Here is a 22,195-nt window from a genome sequence, read left to right as displayed (position 1 = left end):
AAGATGGACAACATGCACAACACGAACGGCCTGATGCGCTTCGCGAAGGTGGCGGCCGCGAGCACCCTGCTCGCGACGCTGCTCGCCGCGTGTGCGGTCGGCCCCGACTACCAGCGTCCCGACGCGGCGGCGCCCGCCGCGTTCAAGGAAGCGCCGACCCTCGCCGCCGGCGAGCAGGCCGGCACGTGGAAGACGGCCGAGCCGTCGGATGGCGAACACCGCGGCGAATGGTGGAAGGTGTTCGGCGACCCGGTGCTCGATTCGCTCGAGACGCAGGCGCTTGCCGCGAACCAGAACCTGAAGGCCGCGGCCGCGCGGGTCGAGGAAGCGCGGGCGGCGACGCGTTCGGCGCGCTCGCAATGGTTCCCGCAGGTCGGCGCCGGTTTCGGGCCGACGCGCGAGGGGCTGTCGTCGGCGTCGCAGTTCCAGCCGCAGGGCACCGGCCCGACCAACGCGACGCTGTGGCGCGCGCAGGGCACGGTGTCGTACGAAGCCGATCTGTTCGGCCGCGTCGGCCGCAACGTCGAGGCGTCGCGTGCCGATCAGGCGCAGAGCGAAGCGCTGTTCCGTTCGGTGCAGCTCGCGCTGCAGGCCGACGTCGCGCAGAACTACTTCGAACTGCGTCAGCTCGATTCGGACCAGGACCTGTACCGCCGCACGGTCGAGTTGCGCGAGCAGGCACTGAAGCTCGTGCAGCGCCGCTTCAACGAAGGCGACATCAGCGAGCTCGACGTGTCGCGCGCGAAGAACGAACTGGCGAGCGCGCAGGCCGATGCGGTCGGCGTCGCGCGCCGGCGCGCGGCGTCCGAGCATGCGCTCGCCATCCTGCTCGGCAAGGCGCCCGCGGATTTCGCGTTCAAGGAAACGCCGATCGTGCCGGTCGCGGTGAAGATTCCGCCGGGCCTGCCGTCCGCGCTGCTCGAACGCCGCCCGGACGTGTCGGCGGCCGAACGCGCGATGGCGGCCGCGAACGCGCGGATCGGGCTCGCGAAGTCGGCGTACTTCCCGAAGCTCGATATCACCGGGTCGTTCGGCTATGAAGCGTCGACGCTCGGCAACCTGTTCCTGTGGTCGAGCCGTACGTTCCTGCTCGGGCCGTTCGCCGGTACCGCGCTGACGTTGCCGCTGTTCGACGGCGGACGGCGGGCGGCCGGCGTGCAGCAGGCGCGCGCGCAGTACGACGAGCAGGTCGCGAACTACCGGCAGCAGGTGCTCGTCGCGTTCCGCGAGGTCGAGGACAATCTCGCCGATCTGCGTTTGCTCGATGATCAGATCCGCGCGCAGGAGGCGGCCGTCAATGCGTCGCGCCGGGCGGCGACGTTGTCGCGCACGCAATATCAGGAAGGCGAGGTCGCATATCTCGACGTGATCGACAGCGAGCGCTCGGTGCTGCAGTCGCAGTTGCAGGCGAACCAGTTGACGGGTGCGCAGGCGGTGTCGACCGTCAATCTGATCCGTGCGCTGGGCGGCGGGTGGGGGAATGCGCCGGCGCCGACGGCGGTGGGTGATGCGGCGTCTGGCAAGGCTGACGTAGCTGCGCGGTAAGCGCGAACGGCGGGCGATTCGTCGCTTGCCGACCGTGAAGCGAAGAACCCCGGCATGCAGGCTCAGGTCTGCATGCCGGGGTTTTTTTATGGTTCATCGCGAATTTCGGGGAGCGTCGGGGATTCCATGAAGAGACACTCGTAAACACGCGCTACATTGTCCGCAAAATCGGCGGATCGCCGTGCTTATCATTGTTTCTTTGCTTCTCGGGATGGCCGATATGTCGGTTTGTTCGACGCCGCGAGGACGGTGTTGCGTGCGTGACGCAAGACGGATTTGTGCTCGTCGGGGGGCACTTCCACGAACCCGAGCCCCCGGAGCAGAAAAATGCCTTCGACAGCCAGTAGCGCCTGACGTACTTCGGCATTCTCGCCATGTTCCTTTCGAAGCGCATCGAGTAGTGCGCGGTAATGGTGACGCACCGGCTCCAGCATGTTCGGCGCATGCACCAGGGCGGTTACGAGAAAAGCGGCCTTCTGCGTCGTGGCGTCGTCCTCGTCCAAGGCTTCGTCGATATACGCGAGGGCCAATTCGACTGGCCCGGTCCGTCCACTGCCCAGCCGCCGGCGTACTGCCTCCTGAAACTGCGACATTTCGCGTTCCAGCGTCGCCAGTATCAGTTGATCCTTGGTCGCAAAGGTATACACAAGACCGCCCTTACTGATTCCCGAGCGTTCCGCGACGGCATCGAGCGTGAAATTCCGCCCCCCGGATTCAAGGATGACGGCCCCAGCGGCGTCCAGGACCCGATCCCTATCGATTTCCTTCTTGCGTGCCACGGCACCCCCTTGCATTTTCGACTGGTCAGTCGTATAACGTTTCCGACTGGCCAGTCAGATTAGTGCAGAGATGTACGCGGTGCAAGATTTTTTCCAACAAACGCGTGAGGGAAGTGATGAACGAACATGAAACCGACGATCAATTGCCTGCTGTAGCGCTCAGTCACTTCGTCATGAAAGTGCAGGATGTCGACGAGAGCTATCGCTTTTACACTGGGTTAGGTCTGCGTGCATTCGATGCCTTTCCCGGGATGGCAATCATTGAAATGCGGGGTGGCACGCATCTGCTGCTGTTCAAGAAAGGCGATGATCAGACGGCCACTTTGCTGGACAGTCGGAGTGGTCAGAGGCCCGATTTCAGCAGCGAAAAGATTGACCTGATGATTGGAGGACATACAAAAGCGGATCTGGAGTCGTACAGGGCCAGCCTGATCACGAAAGGATATTCACCGTCAGCCATTGCGGACGGCGAGCTATACGGTCACCACTATTTTTCGATGCAGGATCCAGACGGCAATGGCATCAGCGTCTACACCAGCCATTGCAGCGATAAGCCCGTTTGACAATCTGTGGTCGAGTCGCGCAGCATCTGCCCGTTTCGTCGATTGCGCTGCGCGTGGCGTGTTCTCGGAGTAACACCATTTCGAGCTGGAGCGGCCGCTTTCGCGAAATCTGATGGACCGGAATTGGGCGATGCCGGCCGTCGACTTCGCGTGCAAGGGCATCATTCGATGCGCGTCGCGGACGGGGTCGCGCCGATAGAAGCAAGAGTCGAATTCCGGTCTTGGTCGACACGGCGGCCAATTGATCGTGGAGTAGTATTTCCCCATGTTCAGGTGATTGCCGGGTCTCTTCGGCGGACAGCCGACCATCCCGTGACGACGGTGGCAGGCTCGTCAAGCGTTGGGAAACTGCTTCAACGATACGTGTGGCGGCGCCGGCCGTTGCAACGGCATTGATGGGAACGCACCATGTCAACCGGGTGGAAGCACCGCGTCAGGCTGTTCGTCCAGCGTTTCTGGCAGCCAACCAGTGCGTGCATGACCTGCATGCCGGGGAGCTGGGGAAACATCACGAGCCTTCCCCACTGGACCATCGCATTTCATACGGGTCTGCTGACTGGACTTCTGGCTGTACTCCTGACTTTCACGCCGGTGGGAAAACTCTACGCGCATCGATACGGCAATGCGCTGGTCGTTGGCGTCCTGACGACGCTGGGCGACGCCTACTCGCACACGAGTCATTACCGTATTCCCTATGTCGAGCACATCGTGACGGGGGCAATTTCAGGTCTCTTGGCGCTTGCGGCTTCCTATCTCCTCGAAGACCGCGCGCGACGCCTTCGGGCGGCGTGGGCGCGGGTTTTCGGACAGCTTATCCGCTGACTTTCCGGGCAACGTGCGGATAAGCGACCACGCCGGAACGGAAGGCGACGTCCACGGAAATCCACGAAGAACCTTTTTCATTGCACCGCATGTCGCAACTAACGGTCAGTTCCGCCCGGCACCTTCCGACGGCGCGGCGGCGTCCCGCCCCGCGCGCCGTCGATGGATGACGACGATCAGCGTGCGGGCAGAGCGGCAACGCGTGACGCCGCGTCCGCATCCGCGCGGAACCGGTCACGCGCCACCACATCACCGCATCACGCGCCGCCGAACGCGCGTCCCATCGGCTTCATCCGCATCCCGCGCGCGAGCCGGGTCCACGGCAGGTCCGCCGGGTCGGCCTGCATCGGCCCCGGCGCCTTGGCGACCAGCACCGCGTGCGCGATGTCCTGGAAATCGGCGCGGAAGTGCACCGAGCTCTTGTTGACGAGAATCTTCATCGCCTCCGGCTCGATTCCGCCCACCCGATACAGATTGCGATCGAGCATCTGCGCCTTGCCGGCGCTCACGACGATCCGCACGCCGTCGATCCGCAGGCACGCGACCGGCCCGACGTCGGCCTGCATGCCGTTCATCATCGGGCCGTCGTAGCGGCAGATGCCGTCGGACAGCGCGACGACCTCGAAGCGCGCGCGAAGCGGCTCGTCGCCGGGCACACCCGAGCCGCCGAGCGACAGGTCGATGCGCGCGCCGGCTCCCGCGCGCCACGCCGCGGCCACCGCCGCCGGATCCCACAGCAGGCCGAGCGCCGCGTCCTGCGCGCCATGACGCAGCAGCGCGCGAAGCAGGCCCGTCGTATTCGAATCGCCGCCCGCGCCCGGGTTGTCCTGCGTGTCGGCGATCACGACCGGTTTGCTTGCGTCCGCCGCGAGCCGCATCGCCTCGCGCACGGCGTCGTCCGGCGACAGGAACGGCACCTGCCACTGCGCCTCGTCGGCCAGCATCGTGTCGTACAGCGTCTGTACGGCGGCCTCTACCGCGTCGGCGTCGCCATAGCCCCAGATGACCGGACCGCATTCCGGGAAATCCGCGGCCGGGAAGCCCGGTGCGAACGACAGCGACACCACGCCGCCGGCTTCGAGCGCCGCAAGGCGCGCGTACATCGTGCAAGCGGGATCGAGCAGCGTGCACATCCCGTTGATCGGAATCAGGAACGGCAGCCGCCGCGCCGCGCGATGCAGCGGGCCGCGGCCCGCGAGCAGGCGTTCGAGCAGCGCGGCCGCGCGTTCGCCGGTTTCCGCCATGTCCACGTGCGGATACGTGCGAAAGGCGACCAGTGCGTCGGCGTGGCGCAGCATCAGGTCGGTCACGTTCGCGTGCAGATCGAGCGACGCGACCACCGGCACGTCCGGGCCGACCGCGGCGCGCACGCGCTCGAGCAGGGTGCCTTCGCCGTCGTCCGTGTGCTCGGCGACCATCGCGCCGTGCAGGTCCAGATACACCGCGTCGCAGCCGCCGCGTCGCGCCGCCTCGACGATCTCGCCGGCGATGCGTTCGAAGGCGTCCTCGGTGACGTGCGCCGATGGGCTCGCGCCGGCCCAGATCACCGGCAGCAAGCGCCAGCCGCGCCGCTCGGCCGCGTTGATGAAGCCGCCGGCCGGAATGTTGACGTCGCGTAGCGCGAGCACGTCGGCGCCGCGTACCAGCGCGGGAAATCCTTCGCCGCGTTCGAAGTTGGCATAGGCGGCCTTGGTGGGCGCGAAGGTATTGGTTTCATGCTGGAAACCGGCAACGAGAATGCGTCGGGTCATGTGTCTGAGTCCAGTAAAGCAGGCGGGTGTGCGGGGTCGATGGGGCGCTACGGTGCCGTCGCGGCACGCCGGTCAGCGCGCTGCGGCGGGCAGGCGGTTCATGATCAGCGCGACGGCGCCCGCGACCATCAGCGCGACGATCACGAGCAATCCCGCCTGCATGCTGCCGGTGGCGGTGCGGATCTCGCCGATCAGCGTCGGGCTGAGGAAGCCGCCGAACAGGCCGATCGTGTTGATGAGCGCGATGCCGCCGGCCGCCGCGTTGCCGGTCAGGTATTGCGACGGGATGGCCCAGAACACGGTGTAGGCCGCCCACAACAGCGCCGTGGCGATCGTCATGCAGACGAGCGAGATCGCGAGATTGCCGCCGGCCCAGGTCGCGGCGGCCAGCGCGGCCGCGCCGACGAGCGCCGACACCGCGCTGTGCCAGCGGCGTTCGCCGCGCCGGTCCGAGCGCCGGCCGATCACGAGCATCGCGCAGGCGGCGCCGATGTACGGAATCATCGAATAGAAGCCGATCTGCATCGTGTCGGTCACGCCGTTGGCCTTGAGGATCGACGGCAGCCAGAAGCTGACCGCGTAAATTCCGCAGATCATCGTGAAGTACGCGAACGCCAGCAGGTAGACGCGCGGGTCACGCGCCGCCTGCCCGAACGCGTGGTGGCCGACCGCGGGCGTCTGCAGCTCGGTGGCGAGCAGGCTCTTCTCGCGGTCGCTCAGCCACGTCGCATCGTCCGGGCGATCGGCCAGTACCTTCAGCACCAGCAGGCCGAGCACCGCGCACGGCAAGCCTTCCGCGACGAACATCCACTGCCAGCCGGCCAGCCCGTGCGCGCCGTCGAGGGCCGTCATCAGCCAGGTCGACAGCGGCGAGCCGACGATGCCGCCGATCGGCCCGGCCAGCATCACGACGGCCATCACGCCGGCCATGCGGCGCGGGCCGTACCAGTAGGTCAGGTAGAAGATCATGCCCGGCGCGAAGCCGGCCTCGAACACGCCGAGCAGAAAGCGCAGCACGTAGAACGACGTGGTGTCGTGCACGAACATCATCGCGGCGGACGTGAGCCCCCACAGCACCATGATCCGGCTGATGGTCTTGCGCGCGCCGATCCGGGGCAGCATCAGGTTGCTCGGAATCTCGAACAGCACGTAGCCGAGGAAGAAAATGCCCGCGCCGAGGCCGTAGGCCGCGTCGGAGAAGCCGAGCGCGCTTTGCATGTGAAGTTTCGCGAAGCCGATGTTGACGCGATCCAGATACGCGAACGTGTAGCAGAGCAACAGCAGCGGCAGCAGGCGCCAGTTCAGTTTGCGGTACAGCGCCTGTACTGGCGCGCTGTCGTGCGCGACCGGACGGCGGGAGGTTGGGACGGCGGACATGTCGCTCTCCAGTGGCGTAAGCGTGTTGCGGGACGGGTTCCGATTGCCGCATCGTCGAAGAGCCGAAAAAGCAGAGCAAGAGCAACTTAAGTGATCTAATGTTGCTCGACAGGCAACACTCGGGCAAACCGCCAGCAAACATCAGACAGACCGGACACGCCATGCGCGAACTCAACCAGCGCCGCTTGCGCTACTTCCACGAGGTGCTGACCCACGGCTCCATCCGCGGCGCGGCCGACAGCATCAATACCGCGCCGTCCGTGATCACGCGGCAGATTCGCCTGCTCGAGGAGGAGATCGGCGTCGAGCTGTTCGAACGGCAGGCGCGCGGCGTGCGGCCGACCGAGGCGGCCGCGCATCTGCTCGAATACTGGCGCGGTTGCCGCTCGCAGCAGGAATTGTTCGAGGAACGCCTGCAGGCGTTGCGGCGGCTGCAATCCGGCCAGGTGCGCATCGTCACCAGCGAAGGCTACGTCGACGTGCTGATGGACGAGGTGCTGACCGATTTCTGCATGCGTTACCCGAAGCTCGACGTGATCGTCGATGTGCTGCCCGTCAACAACGTGCTGCAGGAAGTGGCGGAGAGCCGCGCGCACATCGGGCTCGCGTACAACCCGCCGGCTCATCCGGAGATCGCGTATCTCGCCACGTCGTCGCAGCCGGTGGTGGCGCTCGTTCATGCCGGCCATCCGCTCGCGGTGCGGGGCGGCGCGGTGCGCGCGCACGAACTCGGCGAATATCCGCTCGCACTGATGCCGCCGGCGTTCGGCCTCGGTCAGGTCGCGCAGATGCTGGCGTATACCGAGAACCTGCCGATCCGTCCGACGCTGACGACCAACTCGCTCGCGGTGTTGCGCCATTTCGTGAAGCGCCACGAGGGGATTACGTTGATCGGCGCATTCGCCGCGTATCGCGAACTCGAGAGCGGCGAACTCGTCGCGCTGCCGATCGCGCATCCGTTGTTCGATTCCGCGAAAGCGCGCCTGCTCGTGAAGGCGGGGCGGCCGCTCGGCGTCGCGGCCGATACGTTGCTGAACTGCCTGCTGCACGACATGACGATGTTCGCGGGAGCGGCGACGCGTCGGGGCCCGACCGGGAAACGGCCGCGCGCGGCGAAGCGCGCGCGTTGACGGGCGCTGTCGCCGGAGGCGACGCTCAGGCGTCGGCGCGTCGTGTGTCGTTGATGCGATTTCCCGGCAAGCCGTCGCGCCGGGCTCCCGTTCCCTTTCCCGCCACCCGCCGAAACGACATCGGCGCGGCGCTTCATTCGTCGCGCCTACTCGGGTTACTCGGTACGCAATTTCTCGACAGTCCGCAATAAGTTGATATCTCGTCGCGGCACCGCTCACTACCATCCATCGATATCGAATCCACCCGATGGGCGGGCGGTTTGACGGAGCCACCTCGCGTGGCGTGAGTGTCGATGGAACGAAGCACGAGCATCGAGGCAGGACGCCGGCGGGCGTCGGCATGGGTCGCGATCGCGTTGACGCTGCTGCTGGCGTACGGCGTCGCGAGGCATGTGTCGCGGGCATCGCCGGCGCTGCCGCAGCAACGGCATTTTTCCGTCGACGTGGACCGCGACCGGGCGCCGTGGGCGCGACCCGTGATCGCGATTCACGAAGGCATGCCGGTGCATATCGACGTGCATGCGCGGGAAACCGGCGTCCTGATGGCGCACGAAATACCGGGGGCGTTGGCGGCATGCGCGTCCGGCAGCACGCAGTCGCTGGATATTGTCCCGGTCGGCATCACCGGGCGTTTCTCGCTGCATTTCCACAGCCGGACCGGCGACACGATCGAGGTCGCCGTGATCGAAATCTATCCGGGGCCGTGACCGCAGCGCATTTTCACCACGACAAACAAGACGGAAGGAGACAACGATGCAATCACCGATTCGCGCAGCGTTCGCGCTGTCGCTCTGCATGTTCGTGCTGACCGGCTGCGGCGGAGAAGCCGATGACACGCCGGCGGCCACGCCCGGCGTGTCCGTGGCCGACTATGTCGTGCCGCGGGTGCCGAGCTGCAGCCCGGGCGATACGCCCGAGACCGCGCTGCAGGGGCAGGTGCCGGCCGCACTTCGACAGGCCGGCTTCGGTGGCTTTAACTGCAACCTCAAGCGCGTGAGCCAGGTTCAGGGCGAAGGCGCGTCGTGGTCGGCCGCTACGTATACCGACAGGAAAGGCCAGACCTGCTTCTATCACGCGACGATGGGCGCGAGCGCGCTGTTCAACAATCCCGATGCGCCGCCGCGCGTGAACCCGGGCGTGCCGGTGATCGACATCACCAACCCGGCGCGGCCGGTGCGGGTGAGCTCGCTGACGTCCACGTCGATGATCGATCCGTGGGAGTCGCTGCGCGTGAACGTCGCGCGCGGGATCCTCGCCGCCGACAACGGCCTGGGCGGCGGTGGCGGCCCGGAGATCGACCTGTACGACATTGCTTCGGATTGCACACGGCCGCAGTTGCTGGCGAGCGTGCCGGTCGGCACGGGCGCGGACGGCGGTATCGTACCGACCACCCGGTCGCTCGGCCACGAAGGCGGATTTTCACCCGACGGGCTGACCTATTACGTCGGCGGCGCCTTCACGAAAAGCTACTACGCGATCGACCTGACCGTGCCGACCCGGCCGAAGATGATTTCCGCGATCGGCCTGCCGGATCTGGGCATGGGCAGTTTTTCGCACGGCCTGTCGGTGAGCCAGGACGGAACGCGGGCGTACTTCGTCGCGTCGGGGAACGGCGGTGCGGCCGTCGGCATGAGTGCGCCGCCGCTGAACGACGCGAACGCGACCGGCGACAACGGCTTTTTCGTCGTCGATACCAGCGAAGTGCAGAGCCGGCGTCCCAACGCGCAGATGCACCGGATCGCGACCGTGCCGGTGCGGAACGGCAGCGTCGCGCAACATACGATCTCGTTCGCCGTGGCGGGCAAACCGTATCTGATCGAAGTCGACGAGGGCGGGGGCGGCGGGCTCCAGGATCCGGGCGCAACGGCGGTCAAAGCCGCATGCAATGCCGGTGTGGCGCCGTTCCCGATGGGGCACATCTACGACATGTCCAACGAAGCTGCGCCGCGGCTGGTGTCGGAGCTCCGGCTCGAAACGCACGCGATCGCGAACTGCAGCCAGGTCATTCCCGATATCACCGGCCTGACCACATTCACGTACGGCGCGCACTACTGCAGCGTCGACAACCGGCAGAACGCGACCGCGCTCGCGTGCAGTTACTTCAACTCCGGCATTCGCGTCTTCGACATTCGCGATCCGTCGAAGCCGAAGGAGATCGCGTACTACAACCCGGCTTCGGTGAAGTCGCCCGGCGCGGGCTCGGCGCATCTGATGTTCGGTCAGTACCGTGCGGGCGGGCCGGACTGGTGTGCGTCGCGTCTCGATTTCGATTTCGATCGCCACCTGCTGACCACCGCATGCCAGGACAACGGCATGCTCGTGTTGTCGTTCGAGAACGACAGTTGGCCGTTCCCCGAAAGCACGAAGGCGACGGAGATCGGCAATTGATGCGCTTTCGCCGTGACCTGCTGGTTTGCGCGATTGCGCTCGCGATGCCGCTGACGTGTGCCGGTTTCGAGGCCGACGTGCACTTCGGCCTCACGCTTTGGCTGGCACGGCAGGCCGGCTTCGCGCCGCGCGACGCCGAGGCCATTGCGCTCGCGGATCAACGCATCGATGCAGGATCGATCGAGTACATGACATCGCCGTTGCAGTACGCGTGCCTGTCGCGCTTTGTCCCCGATGCGCTCGATGCGCAGGCCCGACACTATCCGGGCGCGCCCAGCGTACCGGTCGATGCGCAGGCAAGAGCCGTAGTGCCCGGTGGGCCGGCTGCGCTCGCGCCCGTCGACGCGGCGCTCGGCAAGGCCGGCGGCGGCAAGGCCGCATTCATGCTCGGCGAATTCGGCCGCGCGCTCCATGGCTGGCAGGATTCGTGGGCGCATCGCGGTGTGCCGTCCGTTCCGGACTGGAGCCGCGACGGCATCGCGTGCGATGCCGGTCTGGCGATGGCGGCGCCGCTCGATCGACACACATCGTCTAGCCACGCGGCGGAGCTGACCTGGCGTCGGGTCGCCGATGTGGAAGCGATGGCGCAGGCGACCTACCTTCAGATGATCCGGTATCCGGCTATCGATGGAGCGGCGCGGCAGGCGGCACCCTGGGATCAAGTCCGGCAACGGCTTCCCGACTTCGTCGCTGCGCGAACGAAGCGCGCGAAGTCGGACTGGTTCGTCGCGAACGGCATCGCGGATACGTCGTTTCTCGACGGTATCAGCCTGCCCGACGGGCCTGCGTGGAAAACCGTCCGATGGCATGGGCGGCGCGACCTGCCCGCGCCGCTGCCGTCGGCGATGCAAGCTGGCGTCGACAAGGACATCGTCGATTTCTACACACGCTTTCTCAGCGACTGGGTCACGACGTCGCCGGTCGACAAGCGCTGGCTGCCCGCGATTTCGGTCGAGCGCGGGCAGAAGCCTGACGATGCGTTGGTCAACGCGCTGGTTGGATGGAGACTGAGGGATCACGGCGCTTATCTGGCCGTCGAAGGGTTACCGCATTCGGCGACGCATTCGCTCGCACCTGCGCGCAATCGCACGTCGTTCGAGGTGTTCAGGTCATTGAACGACGCCGTGCTGCCGCTGATCGTCGAAGGCGAGAAGCCGTCCCCCGTCCTGCCTTTCGTGGTGTTTGCGCTACCGTGGTCGAGCGCCGGCCACCCGCGCGCCGTTGCACTCGTCAAACTGCTCGACGCACCGTACGACACCGTGGGGATCGTGTCGGAGAAGCGCAATGGAATCGGCTGGAAGGTGACGGGATGGATCTCGTCGGCCGACTACTGATCGGGAAGACGTCGAAATGCGTGACGATATCGTGCATCAATCGGCGCGGGCGAGCGGCCAGTTCGAAGGCGTCGCATTGCACGGAAAGGGATGGCTGACCTTCGGGCTCGCATGGATTGTCTTGTGCACGCCAACCGGCGCGAGCGCCCACGCATGGAATATCCCGTACTACCTTCCGGTGCCGTTGTGGCTGTATGCGTATGCCGCAACGGGCACGCTGATGGTGTCCTTCATGATCCTTGCGTTTGCGTCGGGCATGCGCGCACCCGAGCCGGGAAGGCGATCCGAAACCTGGACGAAAGCGCTGCGAATCCCGGTTCCGCTCGTGAACGCCGCGCAAATCGCGAGTGCGGTATTCGTCGCGCTCCTGGTCGTGGCCGGCCTCGCGGGAACCACGAATCCGTTCCTGAACCTGGCGATGCCGGGCTTCTGGATCTGGTTCTATCTGGGCGCCTTGTATGTCAGCGCGATATTGGGTGACGTCTATGCATTCACCAATCCGTTTGCGCTTCTGTTGCGAATCGCCGTGCGCTGTTTCCCCGTCCTGGAGCGCGGGCGCTATCGTTATCCCGAACATCTCGCCTCGTGGCCCGCGTTGGGCGGCTATATCGCGCTCATCGCGCTGGAACTGTTCGGCGCGGGGCGCCCCCGAGACGTCGGCCTGTTCCTCGTCGCGTATGCCGCGTATGCGCTGATTGGTGCGTTCTGCTTCGGGCGCGAGCGCTGGCTCGCCCACGGCGATACGTTCGGCGTGCTGTGCAGGCTATGCGCGAAGCTGTCGCCGCTGAAATGGCGTTGGGCAGCGCGTCGTCACGTGATCGTGGAATCGAGAAATCCGGTCGCGGACATGTCGCGCGACGGGCCGGCGGATACCAGCGTCATCGCCGTTCTGTCGTTCATGCTGTCGTCGACGGCCTACGACGGCTTGCGCGATACGGCTACGTGGCACGCATTCTTCTGGCGCAGCATCTATCCGCACGTCGTCGATCTGTTTCCGTCGCTCGGCCGGCACTACGCTTTTTCAGCGGACATCCTGCTGATCTGGCAATGGGTGGCGTTCGCGATCATCGGCATCGCGTATTACCTGGTGTTCCGGGGCTGCTGCACGCTCGGCGCGATCAGTTCGCGTTCGTCGTCGGGCGGAGGGTCGTTCTCGCGGCAGTTCTGCCTGGTACTGCTGCCGATCGCGTTCTTCTACAACGTCTGCCATTACTTCACGCTGTTCTGGGATCAGGGGCGGCAGATCTTCCGGCTCGCGTCCGATCCGCTCGGCCTCGGGTGGAATCTGCTGCCGGTGGCGGCCGCGGCCGATCAGATGTCGGCAGCCCAGGCGCTCATCGACGTCGGATACATCTGGCATGCGCAGGTGCTCCTGATTCTCGCCGGGCACGTCGTGAGCGTGATGCTCACGCATGCGATTGCCGTCCGGAGCGGCCGTCCGGCCGCAACGGCGACCGTCGGCCAGTTGCCGCTGCTGGTGCTGACGATCGCATTGACGATCAGCGGCCTGTGGATTCTGTCGCTTCCGCTGGCGTAGCGGTCGCGGCGCGCGGCTTGAGTGCGGAGGGCGACACGCCCCACCGCTTGCGGAATGTCGCCGAAAAGTGGCTCGCCGACGAGAAGCCGCAGTCGATCGCGGCTTCCGTCACGCCGTATGCCCCGCGCTCGATCAGGCGGCGGGCGGCTTGAAGGCGGTTCTCGATGATGTACTGGTGCGGCGTCAGTCCGTTGGCCTTTCTGAAGCTCCGGATGAACGAATAGAGATCGCCCGGGTAGCCGACCGCATCGGCCACCATCATCAGCGTCAGCGGGCCGCGGAAATGGTCCCTGATGTACTCACCGGCCTTGCGCATCATGCCGGCATGCGCATATTGCTTCGCCTGCGGCCGAGATTCCAGGTGCAGCATGCGGTGCAGCGCGGCTGAGCCGAGCGCTTCCGCATAGGTCGGGCCCTGCGGCATCCCCGCGACGGCGTCTTCATGGAGGCTGCGGACGATCTGTGTGAGCAGGTCGTCGATCACGTCCATCCGGAGCGCGGCCGACGCGAACCAGACGTCGCTTTGCAGCCCTGTCCGCGACAGCCATGACGGTTCGAAATGGACGCTGATCCACTCGATTTCATCGGACCATCGGCCGGAAAACGAGAAGCCGGGCGGAACATAAGCCAGCGGTCCGCGGATGCGGGTCGGTGCCCACCGGCCGGTGTTCGTTCGCAGCTCGAGTGTCGTGGGCGCCTGCAGATACATGCCCAGGATCGGGCCGGTCGTCTCCAGATCGACGATTTCCGTGGCGCCAGCGATGTAGTGCTCGATCGAGACCGCGGCGAACGATGGTGCGACGGGCTGCCTTTTCCACTTGTGCGGCGGATGCCAACCGACGCGGCTTCCGTTCGGCGCAATCGCGCAGACGTCCCTCATGGCTGGCCGGCTGATCACGCGTTCTCCTTTCGTCTGATCTGGCGAGCGGTTCCCGAGATGCGATTCGATGCCTCGATGGCATCGCGCAAGCGAACCCACTGTAGGCCGCGATACTTACTCGTTGCTTACCTGGCGGCGTGTGTGAGCCAGGGCCGCAACCGTCAGGAATTGCCGGCGGCAGCCCGCAGCGCCCGCACCAGCTCGCTCGCCGCCTTGCCGAGCCCCGTATGTTTCGGCCGCCGCAAATACACGGGCAACGGCAACCCGTTGCGGATGTTCGCGAACACGAGCGGTGCGAGTTCGCCGTCGGCCACATAGCGGCCAATGATCGATTCCGGCAAGTTCGCCCAGCCATGACCGGCCTTCACGAGCGCGATCGCGGTCGCCATGTCGGTCACCTTCCACGTGCGGTTGCCGATCAGCGGCCGCACGTCGGTGAGTGGCCGCTCCGGATCGGCGATCACGATCTGCCGAAATCCCGACAATCGCTCGATCGCTTCCGGATGCGCGGCTTCGGCAATCGCAGGATGGTCGGGCGCGGCGACCGCGATCAGCGTCTCGGTCCACAGCGCGTGAATCTGTTCCTGCGGATGCAGATCGAGCCCGCCGTACGCGACGCAAAGATCGACGGCGCCGCGATGCAGCGCATCGACGATCACATCCTGCGGCGCCGTGACGACGCTGACCGCGAGCGCCGGATATTGCGCCGCGACGGCCGTCAGCGCGCGTGCAACCGGCGCACCGTCGATTTCGGCCGCGAGCCCGAGCCGCAGCGTGTCCTCGACGCCTTCCGACAAGTGCTGCGCATGCGCGCGCAGCGCATGCAGCCGTTCGGCGATCGCGCGTGCGTCGGGCAGCAGCGCGGCCATCGCGGCGGTCGGCGTCGGCTCGCGCGTGCCGCGATCGAACAGCACGAGGTCGAGTTCGGCCTCGAGGTTCGCGATCGCCATGCTGACTGCCGACGGCGTACGGCCGAGCGCACGCGCGGCCGCCGAGAACGAGCCTTTGTCGATGACGGTCAGCAGCATGTCGATGTGATCGCTGGTCAGCATGGTCGGCCGTCTCCTGTCAGAAAAATTGAAAGGACCTGACTTTGGCGGACGACGTGCCCGCGGTAGTCTCGCCACCTGGTTCGATATGAAGGTGGTCGGTCATGCAAGGATGGAAGAGACGCATAGTCTACGTCGTGATGTTCGAGGTGCTCGGCATCCTCGTCGCGTCGTCGGTGCTCGGCATGTTGAGCGGCGCGAGCGCGGCGACGAGCGGGCTGCTCGGCGTGATGATCTCGACGACGGGCGTCATCGTCAATTTTCTGTACAACCTCGGCTTCGAGGCGTGGGAGCGGCGGCGCGCGGAAACGACGCGCACCGTCGGGCGGCGCGTCGTGCATGCGATCGGATTCCAGATCGCGCTCGTGACGTTCCTGATTCCGCTGATCGCGTGGTGGCTCGACGTGTCGCTGCTGCAGGCGTTCCTGTACGACGCGGTGCTGATCGTGTTCTTCCCGATCTTCACGTTCACGTACAACTGGGCGTTCGACAGCGTGTTCGGGTTGCCGGACGCGGTGACGCGCAAGGCGGCGCCGGTGGCATGACGCAGAGGGATGCGAAACGATTCGATGCGGGCAGTACGCGTCGTGTCGTTTCGGTAGCAGGCCGTGCGACGACGGCAGCGAAGAGGGGCGGCGCGCCTGCCGCCCGCGACGTTACGCGCCGACGAACTCGTGCACGTAACGGTTGAACACCGCGGGGCTCGCCGCGTTCATTCCGTGCGATGCGCCGGCGACGGTCTGCCGTTGCGCATCGCCGATCCACTGCGACAGCGTGTCGACGTTGTGACGGAACATCTTCGGGCTGCGCTGGCCGTCGATCAGCAGCGTGCGGCATGCGATGTCGCCGGCCGTGTGCTGCGAATACGCGGGCAGCGGGTCGCGCAGCTGCTTCGGCAGCGTGCTCGCATTGTCGATCGCCATCGTGCGAAAGCGCGCCGTGCTCTTCTTCCATGCGCCGGGCAGGCTCACGGAATCGACGAACATCTCGAGACCGGCTTCGACGTCGCCTTGCCCGATCAGGTTCACGGCCTTCGTGCGCAGCGCGAGGGCGGCGGCCGGCAGCGCGGCTTCGCGCACGCCGGGCTGCTGGAGCGGGCCGCCCGGATCGGCGAGCGTCAGCGACTCGACGAGGTGCGGATGCTGGCGCGCGACGTTGAACGCGACGCTACCGCCGCGCGAATGGCCGACCAGGTGCACGGGGCCGAGATCGAGCGCATCGATGAATTCGGCGAGCTCGTCGACGTGGTTCTGCCAACTGAACTCGTCCTGAATGCCCGCTTCGACGGCCGGCCAGTAATGGCTGAGGCTCGGCGCGATGCAGCGGTAGTGGGCCGACAGCGCCGCGAGCTGCGGATCCCAGTAGCGGTAGTCGCACAGCGAGCCGTGCACGAACACCATCGGCGCACCGCTGCCCCGCTCGACATACGGCAGGCTGATGCCTGACGAAAGCGTCGCAAATTGCAGGTCGGGGTTCGCGAGCACGGACGGCTCGATTCGCATGTTCATGGCTGAAAGGCTCAAAGGTGCGTCAACACGACGCAACTATGCATCACGGCGACCTGCAAGGAAAACGCATAATTTTCATCGTGACGATCAATTTTTTTGATGGCGTCGCCGGAAACCCCTGTCGGAGCGTGGTCATGCACCGAAGCCTTCAATCGTCTGACGATTCGTTTCGCCGATGAAAGGGCGTGCCGCGGGCTGCGCGCACGCGCGCTGGCATCGGAACGGGGAAGGGGGCGCGTCAGCGCACGCTCAACGCGGGCGCGGTCTGAAGCTCGACGGGGAGGTCGTTGTCGGTGGCGAACTGCATCGCGAAATCGAATGCGTCCGCGCAGACGGCGCGCAATTCGTCGGACACGAACAGGCATTTGACGCCGCCGTCGACGACCGGCATCGCGAGCCGCGACAGCGCGCACGGATAGCCGGGCCGCCGTTCGCCGACGAACAGCGTGATGACGCCCGCGAGGCGCTCGGGCCAGTCGCTCGGGCGGAAGGTTTTCTGCGCGCGCGTGACGCCGCGGATCAAATGGCCGGCGATGCGGCCGTGGTCGGTGATGTCGATGCGATCCATGCTGGGGTGCGTGTCCTCGTGCGCGTCATTCGCCGCCGTCGGCCGCGGCGTCGCCGCGCGCGGGAATCCGGAGGTTGCGCAGCTTGTGATAGAGCGTTTTCTTCGGCATGCCGAGCGCCTCGCTCGCGTCCGCGACGTTGCCGTGGTGACGCCGCAGCATGTCCTCGATCAGCATCCGCTCGAAATACGCGAGCTGCTCCGCGAGCGTGCTGCCGGCCGTCGGCGTGCCGCCGGACGACAGCAGGCTGTCGCCGGTCAGCCCGAGCACGAAGCGGTCGGCCACGTTCTGCAGCTCGCGCACGTTGCCGGGCCACGCGTGCGTCATCAGTTCGGATACCTGCGCGGCGGTGACGACCGGCGCCGGCTGCCCGAAGCGCCGCGCGGCCGCGAGCACGAAATGCTCGAACAGCAGCGGCACGTCCTCGCGCCGTTCGCGCAGCGGCGGCAGCTCGATCTGCGCGACGTTGAGGCGATACAGCAGATCCGCGCGAAAACGTCCGTCGGCCGCGAGTTCGGCGAGATCCGCCTTCGACGCGGCCACCACGCGGCAGTCGACCGGAATCAGGTCGTTCGCGCCGAGCCGCTCGACCACGCGTTCCTGCAGCACGCGCAGCATCTTGATCTGCAGCGCGATCGGCATCGTCTCGATCTCGTCGAGGAACAGCGTGCCGCCGTCCGCCCACTCGATCTTGCCGATGCGCTTCTTGATCGCGCCGGTGAACGCGCCGGCCTCGTGGCCGAACAGCTCGCTCTCGAACACCTGCTCGGGCAGGCCGCCGCAGTTCAGCGCGACGAAATGCGCGTCGCGGCGGCCGCCGAAGTCGTGCAGGCTGCGCGCGATCAACTCCTTGCCGGTGCCCGTCTCGCCGGTGATCAGCACCGACACCGACGTATCGGCGAGGCGCAGGATCTTCTTGCGCACGTCGGCCATCGCGGGCGACTTGCCGAGCACGAACGCCTCGATGCCCTGCCAGTTGTTCAGCGCCGCGCGCAGCCCCTGCACCTCGAGCGTCAGGCGGCGCTTCTCGACCGCGCGCGCGACGCGGCCGGCGATCACGTCCGACGAAAACGGCTTCTCGATGAAGTCGTACGCGCCGACCTGCATCGCGCCGACGGCCGTCGAGATGTCCGCGTGGCCGCTGATCAGCACGACCGGGATCTGCGCGTCGATGGCCATCACGCGGTCGAGCAGCTGCAGCCCGTCGATGCCGGGCATCCGCACGTCCGACACGATCACCACCGGCGCGCCGGGCGCGACGTGCGCGAGCGCGTCGGCGGCGGACGCGAACGCGTCGACCGGGAACCCGGCGAGCGCGACGGCCTGCTCGACGCCGATCCGGACGTTTTCATCGTCCTCGACGACCAGCACCCGAATCTCATCTTCCATGCTCTGTCCTCTGTTGCGGCGTCGCCGCCGCGAATTCGATGGTGAACTGCGCGCCGCCTTCGTCGCGGTTCGTCGCGGTGATCCTCGCGCCGAACGCCTCGACGATGCGCGACGTGATCGCGAGGCCGAGCCCGAGGCCCTGGCCGCGCGGCTTGGTCGTGACGAACGGCTCGAACAGGTGCGGCAGCACGTCGGGCGCGATGCCCGCGCCGCTGTCGGTCACCGTCAGGCGCACGCGACCGGCGTCGTCCGCCTCGTCCGCGTCGTCCGCTTCGTCCGCTTCGACCGCCTCGATGACGATGCGGCGCACCGGCGCGTCGTGCACCGCGTCGAGCGCGTTGCCGAGCAGGTTCACGATCACCTGCTGCAACTGGCTCGATTCGGCCGAGACCGTCGTGCCGGGCGCGATGTTCACGTCGAGCCGTACGCCTTCGTCGCGAATGCGCGCATCGTAGATGAGCCGCGCATGCGCGACGGCCTCGTTCAGCGATACCGCGACGCGCTCGACGTCGGGCTTGCGCGCGAAGGTCTTCAGCTCGCCGGTGAGCACGGCCATGCCGTCGACCAGCTTGCCGACCCGCTCGAGATTCGCGAGCGCCGGCGCCGGCTGGCCGCGCTCGAAGAACGTGCGCGCGTTGTCGCACAGCGTGCGGATCGCGACGAGCGGCTGGTTCAGCTCGTGCGTGAGGCCGGCGGCCATCTGCCCGAGCACCGCGAGCTTGCCCGCGTGCACGACTTCCTGCTGCGACGCGCGCAGCCGCTGCTCGGTGCGTTCGCGCTCGTCGATCTCGCGCTGCATCCGCTCGTTCGCGGCCGTCAGCGCGGCGGTGCGTTGCGCGACGGTCAGTTCGAGCCGGTCGTTCGCGCGGCGCAGCGCATCCTGCGCGTTCAGCCGCGCGAGGATCGCCCGGCGGCGCTGGATCGCATAGCCGACCAGCAGCGCGACGATCAGGAACGCGCCGGTGACGAACACGAACGCCGTCTGCTGCTGGCGTCGCGCGCCCGCGATGTCGAGCAGCACCATCAGCGAATCGCCGGCCTGCGGCGCGGGGCGCGACATCACGAGATAGCGCGTGGTGCGGCCGGCGTGGCGCGGATCGGGGAAGGTGCCGAACCACGCGGCCGAGCTGCGATCGCCGATGCGGCGATAGGGCAGCGCGTCGACGGTGCGGCCCGCGTACTGGCGCGACGCCTGGATGTCGCGCTGCTGCTGCGCGGTGATCGGGCGCAGCGCGGTGAATTTCCACGCGGGCTCGGTCGAGATCACGACCACGCCGTTGCTGTCGACGACCATCGCGGCGACGCCCGGCGCGCGCCATGCCGATTCGAGCGGATCGACGCTGATCTTCACGGCGGCCACGCCGATCGGTACGCCGTCGCTGCGCACCGCGCTCGCGAAGTAGACGCCCGGCACGCCGGTGTTGGTGCCGATGCCGAAGAAGCGGCCGCTGCCGCGTGCGAGCGCGTCCTTGAAGTACGGCCGGTACGACACGTTGGTGCCGACGAAGCTGATCGTCTCGTTCCAGTTGCTCGCGGCGATCACGTCGCCTTGCAGGTCGATCACGTCGACCGCGCCGCTGCCCGCGTCGCGGTTCACGGCTTCGAGGTAGGTGTTCACCGCATGCACGCGTTCGGGCGCATCGTTCGGCGCGGCTTTCAGCATCGCGCGCACGCCGTCCTGCCGCGCGACCAGCCCGGGCAGGATCTCGAAGCGGCCGAGCTCGCTTTTCAGGCTCGACGCATACAGGTCGAGCCGGTGCGCGCCGGCTTCCTCGAGCGCGTCGATCGCGCGTTCCCACGCGAAGTCGACGGCCGCGCCGGCCACGCCGACATACAGCACCGCGGCCGATGCCCAGCCCCACCACGGGATTCCCTTGAAGCTCTTCTGCACGTTCGCCCTCATCGAAGCCCGCTATCGGCGTGAACCGGCCCTGGCCGCGTTGAACGACGCGCGCCGCGCACCGGCCAAGGCCGGCGGCGGCGCGTGCGAGGCAGCCGGCGCGACGGGGCGCGCGGCCGCGCGTTATCCGAAGTGCGCGACCAGGATCAGCGTCACCGTGACGACGATCGCGCCGCCGATGCGGGTGGCGATCTGCGCGAACGGCATCAGCTGCATCCGGTTCGCGGCGGTCAGGATCGCGACGTCGCCGGTGCCGCCTTGCCCGCTGTGGCAGGCGTTCACGATTGCGGTGTCGATAGGGTACATCTTCAGCAGGCGGCCGACCACGAAACCGGTGCCCATCAACGTCGCGACGGTCGACACGATCGTGACCACGTTGACGAGCGTGAACGCGGCGGTCAGCTTGTCCCACGGCGTCATCGCGACGCCGATCGCGAACAGCAGCGGATACGTGACGGCGGTCGAGAAGAACTTGTAGACGACGAACGCGCCTTCCTGCAGCGGCGGCGACACCGCACGCGCGAGCTTCACCAGCACCGCGAGGAACAGCATCGCGACCGGCGCGGGCAGGCCGAACAGCTTGTGCGCCATCAGGCCGACGAGGTACAGCGTGATCGCGGTGATGCCGGCGCCCGCGATGTGCGTGACGTCGACGTGGCCGCGGATCTCTTCGCTTTCCGGCGTCATGTCGCCGCTTTCGCCGACCTGCAGGCGGCCGTTGCCGGTCAGGTGCGGCAGGCGCTTGCCGAGCATGTCGAGCGCGCCCGACAGGATGATCGCGGTCAGGCTGCCGAGCATCACCGGCGGCAGCACCATCGCGAACATCTCGCCCTGCGGCAGGTGCATCAGTTCCGAATAGCCGATCGACAGCGGAATCGCGCCTTCGCCGACGCCGCCCGCCATGATCGGTACGACGATGTACAGCAGCGTGTGGCGCGCGCCGAGGCCGAGCGCGGTGCCGACCGCCGTGCCGACGATCGCCGCCGCGACCGACCCGGCCGCGAGCGGAATGAAGATCTTCACGAAGCCCTGGATCAGCACGCGGCGGTCCATGCTCAGGATGCTGCCGACGATGATCGACGCGATGAACAGGTACAGGAAGTTGGTCGACTTCGTGAACTCGACGGTGAGGTTCAGCACCGGCTTCGGCAGCACGTGGTAGTACGTGAGCGCCGACGGCACGAAGGTCGCGAAGATCGCGGCCGCGCCGATGTTGCGCAAGAGCGGCAGGCGCTTGCCGAGTTCGGCGCAGGTGAAGCCGAAGAACGCGAGCACGGCGATCGCCATCGAGATTTCGCCGGGCACCTTGCCCGTGACCGCGAAGCCGACGATCAGCCCGAACAGGATCACGTAGACCGGCAGCGGGATGATGCCGATGCGGATTTCCATCAGCTTCCACCAGCCTTCCGGCCAGAAGCGTTCGCGCGTGGCGGGACCGGCCGCGGCAAGCGGCTCCGGATGGGACGGGGTTTGGATAGAGGTCTGCAAGACGTGTCTCCTGATGTTTGGAATGCCTGCATCGCTTCGCGGCATCGTGTGCCGTCTATTACGCAACCCCCGTGCCAACATGACGGCCCACCGGAATATTTTTAATGCATTGATTCATAAGGGATTTGTTTCGTCTGCGGAAAGGGTTTTCCGGGCAAGCTGGCCGAGATTTCGGAATCGGCGCGGCGC

The 22,195-nt window shown here is 66.8% G+C and carries 19 protein-coding genes; 9 read left to right on the top strand and 10 right to left on the bottom strand.

Features of this window, described 5'->3' with window-relative positions; genetic code table 11:
• Positions 1 to 3: 3 nt before the first annotated feature.
• Entirely contained in the window at positions 4 to 1,545 is a 1,542-nt protein-coding gene (opcM, locus tag DTA15_RS03660) for a multidrug efflux transporter outer membrane subunit OpcM (RefSeq protein ID WP_006484479.1), read from the top strand.
• A 188-nt stretch (positions 1,546 to 1,733) separates the two neighbouring features.
• Here the strand turns inward: opcM and DTA15_RS03655 are convergent, their stop codons facing one another.
• Entirely contained in the window at positions 1,734 to 2,324 is a 591-nt protein-coding gene (locus DTA15_RS03655; RefSeq protein WP_012493580.1) for a TetR/AcrR family transcriptional regulator, read from the bottom strand.
• A gap of 116 nt (positions 2,325 to 2,440) precedes the next feature.
• Between DTA15_RS03655 and DTA15_RS03650 the strand changes: the two genes are divergently transcribed.
• Both DTA15_RS03650 and DTA15_RS03645 read left to right on the top strand, forming a co-directional pair.
• Positions 2,441 to 2,887: a VOC family protein gene (locus tag DTA15_RS03650; RefSeq protein WP_006484486.1), complete on the top strand. Its 447-nt coding sequence runs from the start codon at positions 2,441 to 2,443 to the stop codon at positions 2,885 to 2,887.
• 408 nt (positions 2,888 to 3,295) lie between these two features.
• Entirely contained in the window at positions 3,296 to 3,709 is a 414-nt protein-coding gene (locus tag DTA15_RS03645; protein ID WP_012493579.1) for a hypothetical protein, read from the top strand.
• Between the two features lie 257 nt (positions 3,710 to 3,966).
• Here the strand turns inward: DTA15_RS03645 and DTA15_RS03640 are convergent, their stop codons facing one another.
• Positions 3,967 to 5,460 (bottom strand): M81 family metallopeptidase, encoded by a 1,494-nt coding sequence (locus DTA15_RS03640; RefSeq protein WP_006484490.1) that lies wholly within the window; start codon positions 5,458 to 5,460, stop codon positions 3,967 to 3,969.
• A gap of 72 nt (positions 5,461 to 5,532) precedes the next feature.
• On the bottom strand, positions 5,533 to 6,837 hold the full coding sequence (locus DTA15_RS03635) for an MFS transporter (protein ID WP_006484476.1): 1,305 nt from the start codon (positions 6,835 to 6,837) through the stop codon (positions 5,533 to 5,535).
• Between the two features lie 161 nt (positions 6,838 to 6,998).
• On the opposite strand from DTA15_RS03635, the gene DTA15_RS03630 reads away from it, so the two are divergent.
• The 5 genes from DTA15_RS03630 to DTA15_RS03610 all read left to right on the top strand — a co-directional run bounded on the left by DTA15_RS03630 (position 6,999) and on the right by DTA15_RS03610 (position 13,226).
• Positions 6,999 to 7,967 (top strand): LysR family transcriptional regulator, encoded by a 969-nt coding sequence (locus DTA15_RS03630; protein ID WP_006484475.1) that lies wholly within the window; start codon positions 6,999 to 7,001, stop codon positions 7,965 to 7,967.
• A gap of 293 nt (positions 7,968 to 8,260) precedes the next feature.
• On the top strand, positions 8,261 to 8,674 hold the full coding sequence (locus tag DTA15_RS03625) for a hypothetical protein (protein WP_006484488.1): 414 nt from the start codon (positions 8,261 to 8,263) through the stop codon (positions 8,672 to 8,674).
• Between the two features lie 46 nt (positions 8,675 to 8,720).
• Positions 8,721 to 10,355: an LVIVD repeat-containing protein gene (locus DTA15_RS03620; RefSeq protein WP_006484478.1), complete on the top strand. Its 1,635-nt coding sequence runs from the start codon at positions 8,721 to 8,723 to the stop codon at positions 10,353 to 10,355.
• Positions 10,355 to 11,689, top strand: coding sequence for a DUF6765 family protein (locus DTA15_RS03615; RefSeq protein ID WP_006484496.1), 1,335 nt, complete (start codon positions 10,355 to 10,357; stop codon positions 11,687 to 11,689). Before DTA15_RS03620 ends, DTA15_RS03615 begins: the two co-directional genes overlap by 1 nt.
• Before the next feature lie 16 nt (positions 11,690 to 11,705).
• Complete coding sequence (locus DTA15_RS03610) at positions 11,706 to 13,226, top strand: hypothetical protein (protein ID WP_006484485.1); 1,521 nt, start codon at positions 11,706 to 11,708, stop codon at positions 13,224 to 13,226.
• Here DTA15_RS03610 and DTA15_RS03605 read toward each other — a convergent pair.
• Positions 13,189 to 14,124: a helix-turn-helix transcriptional regulator gene (locus DTA15_RS03605; RefSeq protein WP_006484498.1), complete on the bottom strand. Its 936-nt coding sequence runs from the start codon at positions 14,122 to 14,124 to the stop codon at positions 13,189 to 13,191. The two genes, DTA15_RS03610 and DTA15_RS03605, sit on opposite strands and share 38 nt — an antisense overlap.
• A 143-nt stretch (positions 14,125 to 14,267) precedes the next feature.
• Positions 14,268 to 15,158, bottom strand: a complete 891-nt coding sequence (locus DTA15_RS03600; RefSeq protein ID WP_006484483.1) for a LysR family transcriptional regulator — start codon at positions 15,156 to 15,158, stop codon at positions 14,268 to 14,270.
• A gap of 101 nt (positions 15,159 to 15,259) precedes the next feature.
• Here DTA15_RS03600 and DTA15_RS03595 point away from each other — a divergent pair, with 101 nt between their 5' ends.
• Positions 15,260 to 15,700 (top strand): PACE efflux transporter, encoded by a 441-nt coding sequence (locus DTA15_RS03595; protein ID WP_006484477.1) that lies wholly within the window; start codon positions 15,260 to 15,262, stop codon positions 15,698 to 15,700.
• Positions 15,701 to 15,811: 111 nt separating this feature from the next.
• On the opposite strand, the gene DTA15_RS03590 is transcribed toward DTA15_RS03595, so the two are convergent.
• The 5 genes from DTA15_RS03590 to DTA15_RS03570 form a co-directional block, all read right to left on the bottom strand.
• Positions 15,812 to 16,663 (bottom strand): alpha/beta fold hydrolase, encoded by an 852-nt coding sequence (locus DTA15_RS03590; RefSeq protein ID WP_006484487.1) that lies wholly within the window; start codon positions 16,661 to 16,663, stop codon positions 15,812 to 15,814.
• A gap of 238 nt (positions 16,664 to 16,901) precedes the next feature.
• Positions 16,902 to 17,231, bottom strand: a complete 330-nt coding sequence (locus DTA15_RS03585) for a DUF3579 domain-containing protein (protein WP_006484473.1) — start codon at positions 17,229 to 17,231, stop codon at positions 16,902 to 16,904.
• 25 nt (positions 17,232 to 17,256) lie between these two features.
• Positions 17,257 to 18,618, bottom strand: coding sequence for a sigma-54-dependent transcriptional regulator (locus DTA15_RS03580; protein ID WP_006484474.1), 1,362 nt, complete (start codon positions 18,616 to 18,618; stop codon positions 17,257 to 17,259).
• Positions 18,608 to 20,521: a sensor histidine kinase gene (locus DTA15_RS03575; RefSeq protein WP_012493577.1), complete on the bottom strand. Its 1,914-nt coding sequence runs from the start codon at positions 20,519 to 20,521 to the stop codon at positions 18,608 to 18,610. The genes DTA15_RS03580 and DTA15_RS03575 overlap by 11 nt, the downstream gene beginning before the upstream one ends.
• Before the next feature lie 120 nt (positions 20,522 to 20,641).
• Positions 20,642 to 22,006: a 2-hydroxycarboxylate transporter family protein gene (locus DTA15_RS03570; protein ID WP_006481998.1), complete on the bottom strand. Its 1,365-nt coding sequence runs from the start codon at positions 22,004 to 22,006 to the stop codon at positions 20,642 to 20,644.
• Positions 22,007 to 22,195 lie beyond the last annotated feature (189 nt).

Origin of the sequence: Burkholderia cenocepacia (assembly GCF_900446215.1) — a bacterium.
Classification (GTDB): Bacteria; Pseudomonadota; Gammaproteobacteria; order Burkholderiales; family Burkholderiaceae; genus Burkholderia; species Burkholderia cenocepacia.
Note: the sequence above shows the minus strand (reverse complement) of the source record. Positions and strands in the feature narration are given on the sequence as shown.

Excerpts from the sequence above, each read along its gene's own strand:
- opcM (WP_006484479.1), top strand. The coding sequence starts at position 4 with ATGGACAACATGCACAACACGAACGGCCTGATGCGCTTCGCGAAGGTG.
- DTA15_RS03645 (WP_012493579.1), top strand. The coding sequence starts at position 3,296 with ATGTCAACCGGGTGGAAGCACCGCGTCAGGCTGTTCGTCCAGCGTTTC.
- DTA15_RS03635 (WP_006484476.1), bottom strand. The coding sequence starts at position 6,837 with ATGTCCGCCGTCCCAACCTCCCGCCGTCCGGTCGCGCACGACAGCGCG.
- DTA15_RS03625 (WP_006484488.1), top strand. The coding sequence starts at position 8,261 with ATGGAACGAAGCACGAGCATCGAGGCAGGACGCCGGCGGGCGTCGGCA.
- DTA15_RS03615 (WP_006484496.1), top strand. The coding sequence starts at position 10,355 with ATGCGCTTTCGCCGTGACCTGCTGGTTTGCGCGATTGCGCTCGCGATG.
- DTA15_RS03595 (WP_006484477.1), top strand. The coding sequence starts at position 15,260 with ATGCAAGGATGGAAGAGACGCATAGTCTACGTCGTGATGTTCGAGGTG.
- DTA15_RS03600 (WP_006484483.1), bottom strand. The coding sequence starts at position 15,158 with ATGCTGACCAGCGATCACATCGACATGCTGCTGACCGTCATCGACAAA.
- DTA15_RS03590 (WP_006484487.1), bottom strand. The coding sequence starts at position 16,663 with ATGAACATGCGAATCGAGCCGTCCGTGCTCGCGAACCCCGACCTGCAA.
- DTA15_RS03575 (WP_012493577.1), bottom strand. The coding sequence starts at position 20,521 with ATGAGGGCGAACGTGCAGAAGAGCTTCAAGGGAATCCCGTGGTGGGGC.
- DTA15_RS03620 (WP_006484478.1), top strand. The coding sequence starts at position 8,721 with ATGCAATCACCGATTCGCGCAGCGTTCGCGCTGTCGCTCTGCATGTTC.
- DTA15_RS03630 (WP_006484475.1), top strand. The coding sequence starts at position 6,999 with ATGCGCGAACTCAACCAGCGCCGCTTGCGCTACTTCCACGAGGTGCTG.
- DTA15_RS03610 (WP_006484485.1), top strand. The coding sequence starts at position 11,706 with ATGCGTGACGATATCGTGCATCAATCGGCGCGGGCGAGCGGCCAGTTC.
- DTA15_RS03650 (WP_006484486.1), top strand. The coding sequence starts at position 2,441 with ATGAACGAACATGAAACCGACGATCAATTGCCTGCTGTAGCGCTCAGT.
- DTA15_RS03640 (WP_006484490.1), bottom strand. The coding sequence starts at position 5,460 with ATGACCCGACGCATTCTCGTTGCCGGTTTCCAGCATGAAACCAATACC.
- DTA15_RS03580 (WP_006484474.1), bottom strand. The coding sequence starts at position 18,618 with ATGGAAGATGAGATTCGGGTGCTGGTCGTCGAGGACGATGAAAACGTC.
- DTA15_RS03585 (WP_006484473.1), bottom strand. The coding sequence starts at position 17,231 with ATGGATCGCATCGACATCACCGACCACGGCCGCATCGCCGGCCATTTG.